Genomic DNA, 13,245 nt, shown 5'->3' with positions numbered 1-13,245 from the left:
ATGTTGGTTTTAGTGAACAACAGGCAAAAATAATATAAAAATGTATTGGGTAACAAATCCCCTTTGCCGGCCATAGGAGATCGCATGTTTATTTGATAATTATCTACTACTTTTATGGACTTTTACGTAATTTCAGGGAATAGGAAGATTCACTATAGGCCTGTAATTCACTTGCATATGCAACAACTTTTGGAAGAATTAAGGAGAAGACATCAGCAGGCTGCTGCGATAGCTTATCCCTCGACAAGCTCGGTAAACGACTTTGCGAATAATTTTATTAACTGGCTCTTTCCCGAATATCAGGGAAAAGTGATGCCGGACCTCGTCCTGTTAGAAGAATACGCGCACATGTTGCAAAATGAATTGCAACATCTTTTACAACCTATGCAACCACAATTGCCGGCAGAGGCTGCAAAGCTAAGCCAGCAGTTTATGGCACAGGCGCCAGATATATATGATGCACTCAATAAGGACGCAGAAGCCTTGTTGCAGGGAGACCCGGCAGCAACCTGCCTGTATGAAGTGATCAGGGCATATCCCGGTTTTTATGCCATTGCTTTTTATCGTATTGCCCATGCTTTACATAAATTAAACATCCCTCTCCTGCCCCGTATGATCACTGAGCAGGCGCATAGCCGTACCGGTATTGATATTCACCCTTCTGCGGTGATCGCTCCTTACTTCTGCATGGACCATGGCACCGGTATCGTGATCGGTGAAACCACTGAAATCGGTGCGCACGTAAAACTCTACCAGGGCGTTACCCTGGGGGCTTTGAGCGTGGATAAGGATATGGCCCGGAGCAAAAGACATCCGACTATTGAAGATCATGTAGTGATCTATGCAGGAGCGACTATTCTGGGTGGAGATACGGTAGTAGGCCATCACAGCATTATCGGAGGGAACGTGTGGCTGATCAAGAGCACTGAACCTTTCAGCCGGATCTATTACAAGGCAGATGGGAGCATGAACACAGTGAACGTGTGATATAAACTATAAAACTGATGCAAGGAAAAGGAATTTTGGACCTGGTAGGCAACACACCTATGGTTACGCTGAAAAATATCAGCGCCAATCCCAATGTGACCATTCTGGCAAAGCTGGAAGGTAACAACCCGGGAGGCAGTGTGAAGGACAGAGCGGCTTATGGCATGATCAAAGGCGCGCTGGACAGGGGCGAACTGAAACCGGGGATTAAACTGATAGAAGCTACCAGCGGTAATACAGGTATTGCACTGGCTATGATCGCCAGCCTGTTTGGCGTAGAGATTGAGCTGGTAATGCCAGAAGATGCCACCCGCGAGAGGGTACTCACCATGGAGGCCTTCGGCGCCCGGGTCATTCTTACGCCCAAAGAGCAGTCAATGGAAGGATCTATTGATTATGCCAATGCACAGGTAGCAAAAGGTGGGTATCATATGCTCAACCAGTTTGGCAACCCGGACAACTACGGCATGCACTATAAAACTACAGGTCCGGAGATCTGGAGAGATACACAGGGAACGGTGACACACTTTGTAAGCGCCATGGGCACCACAGGCACCATCATGGGCGTATCCAGGTACCTGAAAGAGGTGAATGAGGCGGTGCAGATAGTAGGTTGTCAGCCGACAGATGGCTCTAAGATTCCAGGTATTCGTAAGTGGCCGGAGGCCTATTTGCCCAGGATCTTTGACCGGCAGCGGGTAGATAGGATCATGGATATTGCGGAAGAGGAAGCGCGGATGATGACGAGGAGACTTGCAAAAGAAGAAGGGGTGTTTTGCGGGATGAGTAGTGGTGGTGCGGTGTCTGCTGCGCAACGGCTATCGGAAGAGCTGGATAAAGGGGTGATTGTTTGTATTATTTGTGACAGAGGAGACCGGTATTTGTCTTCTGACTTATTCGGTTGATGACCTGCAAACCCTGGTTGTAAACAAGAGTGGTCCAATATAATCGTTAGTACCTTATTGGGCATTCACCATCTAAAGATGTAAATAAAAAAGCCGCCTCAATTGAGACGGCTTTTTCTATTTCCCTGAAATAAATTACTTTTTCATGTACATTACTTCCTTCACCAGTTTCACTGTTCTTTCGATATCCGGCAGGTACAGTTTCACGAGGTTCGGTGCGTAGTGCATTGGAGCATCAGCAGCTGTGATACGACGAATTGGAGCATCCAGGTAGTCGAAACCTTCTTTCTGAATTCTGTAAGAGATCTCAGAAGAAATGCTGGAGAATGGCCATTGTTCTTCCACGATCACCAGGCGGTTAGTTTTCTTAACAGACTCCAGGATAGTGAACCAATCCAGCGGACGGATGGTGCGGAGGTCAATTACTTCCGCCTCGATACCTTCCTTAGCCAGTTCTTCTGCTGCACCTAGTGCAACCTTCATCATTTTATTGAAAGATACGATGGTAACATCTTTACCAGCGCGTTTGATATCAGCTTTACCGATAGGAATGATGTACTCTTCTTCTGGTACTTCACCCATATCACCGTACATCTGCTCACTTTCCATGAATACAACCGGGTCATTGTCGCGGATAGCCGCTTTCAGCAGACCTTTAGCATCGTATGGGTTGGAAACAGAGATAACTTTTAAACCAGGAATATTTGCATAATAGCTTTCAAAAGCAGTGGAGTGCTGAGCACCCAGCTGACCAGCAGAACCGTTAGGGCCACGGAATACGATCGGGCAACCTACCTGTCCACCACTCATAGCGAGCATTTTAGAAGCAGTATTCAGGATCTGGTCCAGTGCCAGTACGGCGAAGTTCCAGGTCATGAATTCCAGAACCGGACGCAGTCCGTTCTGAGCAGCACCAACACCGATTGCTGTGAAACCCAGCTCGGCAATAGGGGTATCTATCACTCTTTTTGCCCCAAATTCATCCAGCATTCCCTGGCTAACTTTATAGGCTCCGTTATATTCGGCTACTTCCTCTCCCATCAGGAAAACCCGCTCGTCACGGCGCATTTCTTCCTGTAAGGCTTCTCGTAAGGCTTGTCTGAAAGCTATCTGACGCATGCTGTTACTCTTAAAGTTTGAAAGATAATTGCCTTTGCTTTTCCCAAAGGCAGGGGCAAAATTATTGTTTAATGGTGAAAAAAGCAAAGATTAATTGCGTGTTGAAAGAATGGAATTGGCCTGCGGCAGCAGGGAAGAATTTCTATTTATTTAACAACCGGGGGAATTATCGCCAGGATATGGGTTCATACTCCGGCGGCAGGAAGTGTTTATCGTGATTTGCAGGACGTCTATTTAAATAATAGATATATATTATATATATTAGCTGCGAATATCCTTACCTATGTTTACCTTAACAGTCCTGTTCGGCTGCTTCCTGGCAGCCATCTCCTGCAAGATCAAAAAAGTGAAAGCACCCGTGATCACACAGCTCATGTGGTACTTCCATCTTTCTATGTTATTCTTTTCTATTCTCTCTGTGATCCTGCTGATCTGTGGCTACGGTTTTAAAGGCACCTACACTGAGCGGGTATTTTTTACCCTGTATGCCGGCTCCGCTATCATATTATATGGTCTCACCCAACCAGAGGTATCTGGGAAACGGGTATACCTGGCCGCATTTTACGGGTTCCCGTTTGTACTCGCAGCGGGGTTGTTGCTACCTCCCCTGCGTACACTGGCCGTTATTATGGGTTTAGGATTGCTGTCAGACGCCCGAATGGAAAGGTACCGGATAGATGACGATTTTGCCTTGCAAACCAGGAGCATCGATATTATCGACAGACATCCCAGCATTAGCCTGGTACAGGATAAATACTATTTATTTGAGAAGATCAGCAGTGATGTGGTGATGCCGGAACGGCGGGTGCTGGGCGTGAAAATGGAAAAGAGAGGAACCGATAGCGTCATGTTGCACCTGAATATGCTGGAAGATGCCGGGCAGGTAGCTAAACTGGATACTACATTAAGTTTATACAGATAAGAAGAGCGGCCTCAAGGCCGCTCTTCCTCATTAGACTCTTTCTATAATGATGGCACTTGCCCCTCCTCCCCCATTACATATTCCGGCCACACCATACTTAGCATGATGCTGATGCAATATTGAATTCAATGTGACTACGATCCTCGCCCCGCTACAACCAATCGGATGCCCTAACGCCACCGCGCCACCCCATACATTCACCTTCTTCATATCCAGTCCCAGATCACGCTGATTTGCGATCGGCACACAGGAAAATGCCTCATTGATCTCCGCAAAGTCCATCTGATCAATGGTCATACCTGCCTTCTTCAGTGCATTATTGACGGCTTTTACCGGTGTGGTAGTAAACCATTCCGGCGCCTGCGAAGCATCTGCAAAACTGATAATCTTTGCCAGCGGCCGGAGCCCCAGCTCTTTCAGTTTCTCACCACTTACCAATACCACTGCGGCAGCCCCGTCGTTGATATTGGAAGCATTGGCAGCTGTGATAGTACCGTCTTTCTGGAATGTGGGTTTTAAGGTAGGGATCTTTTCGAAGTTAACCTTTTTATAATCTTCATCTTCGGCGACTGTAACGACTGTTTTTCCGGGGATTTCTACAGGAACGATTTCATTCTTAAAATATCCTTTTTCAAATGCCTCTGCTGCCAGTTTGTAACTCCGCGAGGCATATTCATCCTGCTCCTCGCGCGATATTTTATATTCTGTAGCGCAGATCTCTGCAGCATTGCCCATATGAAAATCCTTGTAAGGATCCCAGAGACCATCGCGGATAATGCCATCCGACAAAGTGCCATGCCCCAGTTTATACCCATTTCTCGCTTTATCGAGGTAATAGGGTACTGCACTCATATTCTCCATACCACCCGCTACCACCACATCATTGTCTCCCAGCATAATACTCTGCGCACCCAGCATGATAGATTTCATACCCGACGCGCAAACCTTGTTGACAGTGGTACAAGGCACCGTATCTGGCAACCCGGCATAGATACTTGCCTGGTTGGCAGGGGCCTGTCCCAGGTTAGCACTCAATACATTGCCCATAAATACTTCGTTGACTGCACCGGCTGCCACACCGGCTTTTTCCAAAGCGGCTTTGATGACAAGTGCTCCCATCCGGGTAGCTGGCAGGGTCGACAAGGCGCCATTGAACGAGCCTATGGGGGTGCGCACAGCGGCGACAATAAATACGTCTTTCATTCCGTGAATGTTTTTTTTGTTTTGGCGATAACCAAATATAATGGAATTTCGGAAACGGTATCGAAACTTCGCAACGAACCGGACCTCACCCATCTTATCATCACAGGATTAAAAACGATAGCCAAACTTCACACAAACCGGTAAATATCCATACTGATCCGGTTTCAGATAATCGAATTTATTAACGAAACCAACGGTTCTCCCACCATTCATATCATTGGCTTTATACTCGACATACCTTTTTCTCTCCGCCGACCGCCCGGGAAAAGTCTTCCACTTGGTACCCAATCCCATATACACCTCCAATGCTAACCGATGTTTGTCTCCATCTAAATATTTCTTAAACCCAAATAAAAAGGCATACCCCAGCAACAGCTTTTTTTCCACTGTTGTTTTACCTGCTGACAGATCAGGACCACCGCCTAATCCATTATCCCAATCAGCCGTGTATGCCTTGTAATGCACCCTTGTAAACACTCCGCCTATCCCTACAAAAGGCATGATCTTATGATGCCTGGGAATGATGTAATATTTAAGATCCGGCTGAAAACGAAATCCATAATGGTTAAAGTTATCACCCACCAGGAAATTGTAGGCCACCCATGTCCCCTGCAAACCCACTTCCAGGTGCCGGGTGAACCTATATTCCGCCCATAAAGACGGGCCGGCATCTTCCTCCAGCAGTGAGAGCAGGTTCGTACCTATTGTCAACCCCGGTTCACTGGGTGCCGGCGGCCTGGAATCTGGCATTATATTTTTTTTATAGTTCCTTTTCAGTTTCGCATTGCGGATCAGTGCTGCCCCTGTGCCGGTAGTCGGCCTTTCCTGTGCTATTCCATAGATTGCAGGCAGGAGAGTGATACAAATAAGTAATAGTCTCTTCATAGTTAAAAACGATATCCAAATCTTATTTTATAGGGTATATCCGGCAGAAAACCATCTGTCTCCAATATCGGTTCACGCCCTCTTTTTACACTGCCTGCAGGTGGCTGCTGCACAAAGTGCGTTTCTTTCCATCTAAAACCAAAACCAGTAGAGATCTCCATGTAAAATCGCTCGTTCTTTCCCCCAAAAGTAGATTGTACGCCAAAACGTCCACCCATTGCAAACACCTGCTTTTGTTTCCCGACGGACCTCAATTCCTGGTATACCTCCGTATTATCCTCATAGTGCGGTATGATGTAGTCTTCGTACGAATTCACCTGCTTATACAAAGCCTGTACGGCGAAGAACCATTTATAACGCTGCTTACTGCCGGGAATGAAAAATTTCACATCCGGGGTAAAACGGAACCCGTGGTTCTGTCTCTCATAGTCCAGCATGCTGTATAAGATCCACTGTCCTTCCAGTGCAATACTGATATTATTTTTGATGCGATATTCCACACCCGCAGCAGGCCCACCGTCCATTTCTGTGAAGGAGGGTACATTGACAAATACCCGCATACCCGTTAGTGACGATTGTGCCTTTACAGCTACCATACAGCCGGTCAGCCATATAATTAAGTAGATTTTTTTCATGTCCGGTATCAGTTTGAAAGCTGTGATATCAGGGTAGGATGCAGCGCATTGCTGATGTCATAACAATCCAGGGAACTGGCAGTCCGGGCATACAGTTTATTACCGGCTATCTTTAGCTGATAATAGTTCATATTGGCACCGGCCGTCTTTACATCATTGGTAGCCAGATCCACTACTTTGAGGCCCTTGCTCTCGTCGGAAACGTACAGGGCTTGCCCATTTGCGACCATAGCTTTTACATTCCGGACAGCAAAGGAAGTCACATAATCATCCGTGACGGTACCGTTCAAATTATAGATACCTACGATGTGGTCAACCTGTTCTCCGGTACACGAATAACCTGGCTTGTCGGCCACGAAAGCTTTGTTCTCATTTAAAGCGACTTTATTACAGCTTCCCCACATCCAGTTAATACCAGACCGGTTGAAGGTACCTCCTGTCACATCGAATACAACTGTACCAAAATAATTGTCCTGGCACACTACCAGGTATTGCCGGTACATGTACAGGGTATCGATCCCTTCACGCAAATGCTCACGCCCGGTTTCGACAGGACTGGCCGGTTGGGATATATCGTAGCTGACTAAATCATCATTATCGGCGATGTACATATTATTGCCATCGATGACGATGCCTGCCTGTGCCACAGTTTTATAGGGTGCTACATAACGATAGTGTACAGGAGTAGAAGTAGACATTAACAAGGGGGCTGACAGTAAGAATAAGTAGATGATGTAAATTTTCTTCATTGTCTACGGCATTTTGCAGAGGTTCCGGGAATATTTTCATTCAGTCTCCAGGACATGATCGTCCCTTTGGTGGTGTCGGCACATACAAACAATACACCTACAAACGGGGGATAATCTTTCAGGTGCCAGGCTTTGGAAAGCCGGCTAGCCTCCTGTAAATTATTGAAGCTATCCAGGTGAATCGTAACCAGGTCATCGTAGTTACTCACATATAAGTAATCTCCTTTGATAGCGGCTGCGCGAAAGCCGGGAATGCTGATGAATGCCACTTTTTTTGGATTGGCGGCGTCCTGGTAAGAGATTACATGTAAGCCGGAATCTTTTTCTTCTTCCAGTACATAATTCCCTGCCGTGTAAAGGTTTCCTCCATTAACGGTCGTGCGGGGAGGTTGAAAACGAATAAGCTTTGTAGTAGGGTCTGCATTGTAAACAGGTTCGTAGGGGGGCGAACTGGTATCCCACTCATTGTCCGTTCTACACGCATTTAAGAATAGCAGTCCCCCGAGCAACGTACAGAATAACAGTCGGGTAGGCATAAAGATTTTTTATTAAAGCGAAATACCGGGGCCGAAAGTTACTTTTAAGCGGGGAATTAACATGGTTTTAACGTGTGCAATAACAATAAAAAAGAGGTTGCCTCCTGTAGTAATGTTACCCGATCTTATCCGGGTACCTGGCAGTACGGAATTTCGTATAAACGATTTCCGAAACTTCCAGGCTACTTCAGGAGACAACCTCTTTTGTCTGGCGGGAGGTTCTAATTAAATCACCATCCTGTGTTATTAGGCAGTGCTGCTGCGTTCACAGCTATTTCAGACTGCGGAATAGGCCAGAGGTAATCGCGTGGATTTGAAAAATTCCTTGTCTCAATCACCACGTTTTTACCATAATCAGAACGGCTGGCATCATAGTTATTCAGTATGCCGTGTGCAACACCTGGCATTACCGTCTCCGCAATTTTCCAGCGGCGTATGTCAAAAATGCGATTATCTTCCATGGGAAACTCCACATGTCTCTCCCGGCGGACTACCTGTCTCAGTGCTTCCTGTGTGGCTGCCGTTGCAGCTGTAACAGCAGGCATCCCTACTCCCGGGCGTTGTCGTACCAGGTTGATGGCATCATATACAGACTGATCGATCTGGTTCAGTTCAATCTTTGATTCTGCATAAGTCAGCAATACCTCCGGGTAGCGCATCAGCACCATGTCATTGTAAGAGTTACTATCCCAGTTACCATCAATATCAGCCGGTACATATTTCCTGTAATAGTAACCGGTGAATGAAGCATTGTTTTTCCCCAGTGCATCCAGGCCATTCTTATTTGTTACATCGATCGTTACTCCATTCAGCACATCTCCCGGTGTAATAACCACCATTTTCAAACGTGGATCACGATTGGCAAAAGGATGTGCTGCATCATACAGTGGTGACTGATCAATAGTTTTACCGTCTGTACATTCAAACGCATCTACCAGTGATTGTAAAGGCACTACCTGTGACCAGCCACCCATGGAAGGACCCCCTACCCAGGTAGCCATGGCATTGGGTTTGGTTGTCTTCACATATCCTGCTGTCAGAATCAGTTCCAAGCTGTTCTTATTGGTACCGTTGAACAGGCTGTTGTAATTTGCATCAACCTGGTAATATCCCAGGTCTATTACTGCCTTTGCAGCAGCGGCCGCATTTGCATAATCACCCTCATATAGCAGTGTACGTGCTTTCAGTGCCAGCGCAGCCCCCCGGGTAATTCTACCCTGGTCAGAAGAACCATAAGAAAGCGGCAACGCAGGTGCAATAGCATCCAGTTCATCTACAATCCATTTAGCAACAGTAGCACGGGGCGTACGGGGTACAGAGAATTCAGCGGCAGCAGGTGTATGATCCCTGAACACCACATCACCGTACAAACCTATCAGCTGCTGATAAGCATATGCACGGATAAAACGGGTTTCACCTTTCAGACGTGCTTTCAGATCAGCATCCATCTTCACCCTGTCTATATTATCCAGTACATCATTGCAGCTGGCAATCATGCGATATAAATTGCTCCAGAAATTCGAAAAGGTACCTGTGCTGATAGAACCACTTCCGTTTCCCACCAGCCTTACATCACTTGGCCAGTCGCTCCAGCTGTAGCTATCATCTGTCGCACAGGATATGAAGATACGGTTATCCACATCACCCAACCGGGTGTAACAATTGTTCACAGCATTGGTGGCATCTGTGGCGGTGGCCCAATAAGTTGCCTGGCTGGTGCTGGATTGTGGCTGGTCGTCCAGTTGCTTATTACAACCGGCAAACGCGATTCCACCCAGCATTATTAAGATCGATAATTTCTTCATGGTTGTCTAAGTTTAGAATGACACATTTAATCCGAAAGTAAAGGTCTTTACCTGTGGGTAATACCTGCTGTCGTTGGGTGATTCCGGATCTATATCATTAGGCAGTGAAGAGAAAGTAAGCAGGTTGGAACCACTTACATACACACGGCATCTGTCAAATCCTGATTTACCCAGGACGTTTGCCGGCAGGGAATAACCCAGCTGCACATTCTTCAGTCGCAGATATGCACCGCTTCTTACCCAGTAGGAAGAAGCCTGGTAGTTTTGTGTAGTTGTCAGCAGTCGGGGGAAAGCAGCACCTGTATTCGTCGTTGTCCAGCTGTTCAGATGTTCTTCCCTGAAGTTACCATCATTGCTGATAGGCGCTCTTTCTATTGGCATGGTCATGATATCTACTTTACCTACTCCCTGGAAGAATGCAGAGAAATCAAAGTGCTTATAGGATGCGCCCAGGTTAAAGCCATATGTAAAGCGCGGCATGGTATTGCCCAGGTAAACCATATCACCACCTTTACTATCCAATGCCTGTGTGATGGTACCATCCCCATTGATGTCTTTGTAGATCAGGTCACCAGGTCCGGTAGTACCTACTGTTTGCTTCGCATGACCAGCTACCTGTTCTGCTGTCTGGAAGATACCTTCTGATTTGTAACCATACAGTGCATTGATCGGCTGACCGGTTACATAACCCGTGTAGATATAATTGGTGTTTGCAGCTATCTGGTCGGTACCTTTCACATCCAGGATTTTGTTGTGTACATCTGAAATATTGAAACCAACATTGTATTTAAATCCTTTGTCACCGATGGAATTACGGTAATTCAGCCCCAATTCCCAACCCAGGTTCTGTACCTTGGCAGCGTTCATGGCAGAAGCACTCAACCCTACAGAAGATGGAATAGGCAACGTCATCAGGATGTCGCTGGTCGTTCTGTTATACCAATCGAAGGTAACATCCAGTTTTTTCAGGATCGTCGCATCCAGACCGATATCTGTCATGGTAGAAGTTTCCCAGGTCAGGCCACTGTTTGGATAGATAGAGATACCTGCAGCCGGATACAGCACCCCTCCAAAAGGATAGCTGCCATAGCTGTAAGTCGTCTGATATGGATAGTTGAATGAAGTAGGATCGCTTGCATTAACAATCACCCTGTCATTTCCCAACTTACCCCATGAAGCACGCAGTTTCAGGTCATTCAACCAGTTTACATCCTGCATAAATGATTCCTGTGATACTCTCCAGCCCAGTGAGAATGAAGGGAATGTACCCCACTTCTGGCCATTCGGGAAACGGGAAGATCCATCGCGACGAAGGTTCGCTTCGAACAGGTATTTCTCATCATAGCTATAGTTCAACCTGCCAAAGAAGGATACCAGGTTATACTCCATTGCATAGCCTGCAGTGCTCTGGCCGGATTGCTCACCACCATTCAGCTGGGTGGTACCGGTAGCCAGGTTCTTTCTGAAACCGCTCAGGTAATCGGTCGTTTCATTCAGCTGAGAGGCCCCGCCTAACAGTTTAAAATAATGCTTACCTATTTGTTTGGTGTATTCTGCTAAAGCCTGGAAGTTCCTGAACCAGTAACCCTGTGCGGCCTTGGTCAGGTTATTCTGACCTAGCTGCAGGATGTTGGAGTTAGTAGGATAATCAGTATAATAATTCAGCGTTTTATCACGGAGTGAATTGTAATCAGATTGATAGTTCACAGCCGCGGTACCTGTGAGTTTCAAACCTTTTGCCAGGTCGTAAACGCCTTTGAAGTTGCCGGAGAACAAATTGCTCTTATAGTTGTAAATGCCACCTTCTTCCTGTAAACGGATCGGATTTTGCCCTCCTCTTACAATTCCCCAGGTCCCATCTTTATATTTGTTCACGGTGAGCGGATTGATCACTGCACCCTGACCAAACTGGTACCATGCGGAACCAGATACACCCTGTGGCTCATTCCTGTCATTCAGACGCGCAGAGATGTCTGCACTGAAAGTCAGTCTTTTGGTCACATTAATATCTGTGTTCAGCCTAACCGTAATCCTGTTGAAATCCATGTTTTGGATCAGCCCTTTCTGGTCGAAATAGTTAGCGGAAAAGTGGTATTTCACATTCTCGGAACCACCTGCTACACCCAGGCTATGTTCCTGTTGAAACCCGCTACCCGTCAGGATCTTTTTCAGCCAGTAGTTATCAGGGTAAAGATCGGTATCACGGTTAGGATCATTATAGGCAGAGATCTGTGCATCGGAATAAACGGCAGCACCTCCACTGTTGATAGCTGTCTGATTCACAAGTTTCATGAAGTCCTGCGCACCTACATATTTTGCAAGGCGTGCAGGATTCTGCCAGCCGAAATAGTTGGAATAGGTCACCTTTGCCTTGCCGGTAGCACCTCTTTTCGTTGTAATGAGGATCACCCCATTGGCTGCTCTTACCCCATAAATAGCAGCGGCAGCGGCATCTTTCAGTACTGAATAGGTAGCAATATCATTTGCATCTACATCGTTCATGCTCATCTGCACACCATCTACCAATACCAATGGGTCCGTATTATTCAGTGTTCCGACACCACGAATCCTGATAGTTCCCTGGTCTACACCCGGCTGACCGGAAGCTGTCGTAACAGTTACTCCCGGAGCAACCCCCTGCAACGCAGCAGATACCTGGCCTACGGGCTTTGCACTGATCTCCTTACCATCGATGGCAGTGACTGCACCTGTAAGGTTTACCTTCTTCTGTGTACCATAACCTACTACCACGACTTCTGACATACTTGTTACATCAGCAGCAAGTTTCACAGAGAAGTTAGTAGTACCGTTTACAGGTACTTCCTGTTTTACATATCCGATAAAGGAGAATTCAAGTATGGCGTTTGCATCCGGCACATTCAGTTTCCATGTACCATTTACATCGGTAGTAGTACCGATAGTAGTACCTTTTATTAATACGGTCACACCCGGAATAGGTTGTCCTTTGTCGTCGGTTACCACACCTGTAACGGGAATGGACCTAAGGGCGCTACTGGTGATAGTCTCGGGGGAGATGGATGAAGCGATGGCATTTATAGTGCCATTGGAAGTAGCAGGTGTAGCAGGTTCATCATCCTGTGCAAAGATGATATAGAAACCTTCTCCAAGTTTTTTATAACGCAGTTTATTGGGAACGGTGATAGCTCTCAGCTCCTCATCAATGGAATTGGCGCTTTCGTCTACGTTCGACAACTGCAATCTGGCCAGCTTACTTTTGTACATGAAGTGTACATTGTACTTGAGCTCCAGTTTGTCCAGAACTGTCTTCAGCGATTTTGTCTGTGTTCTTTCGAACGGTACAGTGCCGGATTTCCCCAGCATAGCCAGGTCCTGGGCACTGGCAGGCATGTTGTGTAAACATGCCACGCCCATAGCCGCCATAAAGGCACTAACGAACTTGTTCATGTGAGTGTGGTTTGTGTTTCGTTACCTAAAAGTCATAGGAAGTTCTGTTCCGCTATTGAGCGAAAGTGCTACG

11 protein-coding genes are annotated in these 13,245 nt (G+C 46.6%); 3 read left to right on the top strand and 8 right to left on the bottom strand.

Features of this window, described 5'->3' with window-relative positions:
* The first annotated feature begins 177 nt into the window (after positions 1 to 177).
* Positions 178 to 987, top strand: coding sequence for a serine O-acetyltransferase (locus ABDW33_RS00665; RefSeq protein WP_343688135.1), 810 nt, complete (start codon positions 178 to 180; stop codon positions 985 to 987).
* 17 nt (positions 988 to 1,004) lie between these two features.
* Positions 1,005 to 1,892: a cysteine synthase CysM gene (cysM, locus tag ABDW33_RS00660; protein ID WP_343688134.1), complete on the top strand. Its 888-nt coding sequence runs from the start codon at positions 1,005 to 1,007 to the stop codon at positions 1,890 to 1,892.
* A gap of 135 nt (positions 1,893 to 2,027) precedes the next feature.
* Here the strand turns inward: cysM and ABDW33_RS00655 are convergent, their stop codons facing one another.
* Entirely contained in the window at positions 2,028 to 3,011 is a 984-nt protein-coding gene (locus ABDW33_RS00655) for a pyruvate dehydrogenase complex E1 component subunit beta (protein ID WP_343688133.1), read from the bottom strand.
* 283 nt (positions 3,012 to 3,294) lie between these two features.
* Between ABDW33_RS00655 and ABDW33_RS00650 the strand changes: the two genes are divergently transcribed.
* On the top strand, positions 3,295 to 3,933 hold the full coding sequence (locus ABDW33_RS00650) for a hypothetical protein (RefSeq protein WP_343688132.1): 639 nt from the start codon (positions 3,295 to 3,297) through the stop codon (positions 3,931 to 3,933).
* A gap of 30 nt (positions 3,934 to 3,963) precedes the next feature.
* Here the strand turns inward: ABDW33_RS00650 and ABDW33_RS00645 are convergent, their stop codons facing one another.
* The 7 genes from ABDW33_RS00645 to ABDW33_RS00615 form a co-directional block, all read right to left on the bottom strand.
* Entirely contained in the window at positions 3,964 to 5,136 is a 1,173-nt protein-coding gene (locus ABDW33_RS00645; RefSeq protein ID WP_343688131.1) for an acetyl-CoA C-acyltransferase, read from the bottom strand.
* A 108-nt stretch (positions 5,137 to 5,244) separates the two neighbouring features.
* Positions 5,245 to 6,021, bottom strand: coding sequence for a DUF3575 domain-containing protein (locus tag ABDW33_RS00640; protein WP_343688130.1), 777 nt, complete (start codon positions 6,019 to 6,021; stop codon positions 5,245 to 5,247).
* Between the two features lie 2 nt (positions 6,022 to 6,023).
* Positions 6,024 to 6,656 (bottom strand): DUF3575 domain-containing protein, encoded by a 633-nt coding sequence (locus ABDW33_RS00635; RefSeq protein ID WP_343688129.1) that lies wholly within the window; start codon positions 6,654 to 6,656, stop codon positions 6,024 to 6,026.
* Positions 6,657 to 6,664: 8 nt separating this feature from the next.
* Entirely contained in the window at positions 6,665 to 7,405 is a 741-nt protein-coding gene (locus tag ABDW33_RS00630; protein WP_343688128.1) for a hypothetical protein, read from the bottom strand.
* The gene (locus ABDW33_RS00625) at positions 7,402 to 7,941 is read right to left on the bottom strand and encodes a hypothetical protein (protein WP_343688127.1); all 540 of its coding nucleotides are present in this window, start codon (positions 7,939 to 7,941) and stop codon (positions 7,402 to 7,404) included. The genes ABDW33_RS00630 and ABDW33_RS00625 overlap by 4 nt, the downstream gene beginning before the upstream one ends.
* Positions 7,942 to 8,171: 230 nt before the next feature.
* Entirely contained in the window at positions 8,172 to 9,746 is a 1,575-nt protein-coding gene (locus ABDW33_RS00620; RefSeq protein ID WP_343688126.1) for a RagB/SusD family nutrient uptake outer membrane protein, read from the bottom strand.
* 12 nt (positions 9,747 to 9,758) lie between these two features.
* The gene (locus ABDW33_RS00615) at positions 9,759 to 13,172 is read right to left on the bottom strand and encodes a TonB-dependent receptor (protein ID WP_343688125.1); all 3,414 of its coding nucleotides are present in this window, start codon (positions 13,170 to 13,172) and stop codon (positions 9,759 to 9,761) included.
* Between the last annotated feature and the right edge of the window lie 73 nt (positions 13,173 to 13,245).

Source organism: Chitinophaga sp. (assembly GCF_039596155.1).
GTDB lineage: Bacteria > Bacteroidota > Bacteroidia > Chitinophagales > Chitinophagaceae > Chitinophaga.
Note: the sequence above shows the minus strand (reverse complement) of the source record. Positions and strands in the feature narration are given on the sequence as shown.

Excerpts from the sequence above, each read along its gene's own strand:
- ABDW33_RS00665 (WP_343688135.1), top strand. The coding sequence starts at position 178 with ATGCAACAACTTTTGGAAGAATTAAGGAGAAGACATCAGCAGGCTGCT.
- ABDW33_RS00615 (WP_343688125.1), bottom strand. The coding sequence starts at position 13,172 with ATGAACAAGTTCGTTAGTGCCTTTATGGCGGCTATGGGCGTGGCATGT.
- ABDW33_RS00640 (WP_343688130.1), bottom strand. The coding sequence starts at position 6,021 with ATGAAGAGACTATTACTTATTTGTATCACTCTCCTGCCTGCAATCTAT.
- cysM (WP_343688134.1), top strand. The coding sequence starts at position 1,005 with ATGCAAGGAAAAGGAATTTTGGACCTGGTAGGCAACACACCTATGGTT.
- ABDW33_RS00625 (WP_343688127.1), bottom strand. The coding sequence starts at position 7,941 with ATGCCTACCCGACTGTTATTCTGTACGTTGCTCGGGGGACTGCTATTC.
- ABDW33_RS00655 (WP_343688133.1), bottom strand. The coding sequence starts at position 3,011 with ATGCGTCAGATAGCTTTCAGACAAGCCTTACGAGAAGCCTTACAGGAA.
- ABDW33_RS00645 (WP_343688131.1), bottom strand. The coding sequence starts at position 5,136 with ATGAAAGACGTATTTATTGTCGCCGCTGTGCGCACCCCCATAGGCTCG.
- ABDW33_RS00620 (WP_343688126.1), bottom strand. The coding sequence starts at position 9,746 with ATGAAGAAATTATCGATCTTAATAATGCTGGGTGGAATCGCGTTTGCC.
- ABDW33_RS00630 (WP_343688128.1), bottom strand. The coding sequence starts at position 7,405 with ATGAAGAAAATTTACATCATCTACTTATTCTTACTGTCAGCCCCCTTG.
- ABDW33_RS00650 (WP_343688132.1), top strand. The coding sequence starts at position 3,295 with ATGTTTACCTTAACAGTCCTGTTCGGCTGCTTCCTGGCAGCCATCTCC.
- ABDW33_RS00635 (WP_343688129.1), bottom strand. The coding sequence starts at position 6,656 with ATGAAAAAAATCTACTTAATTATATGGCTGACCGGCTGTATGGTAGCT.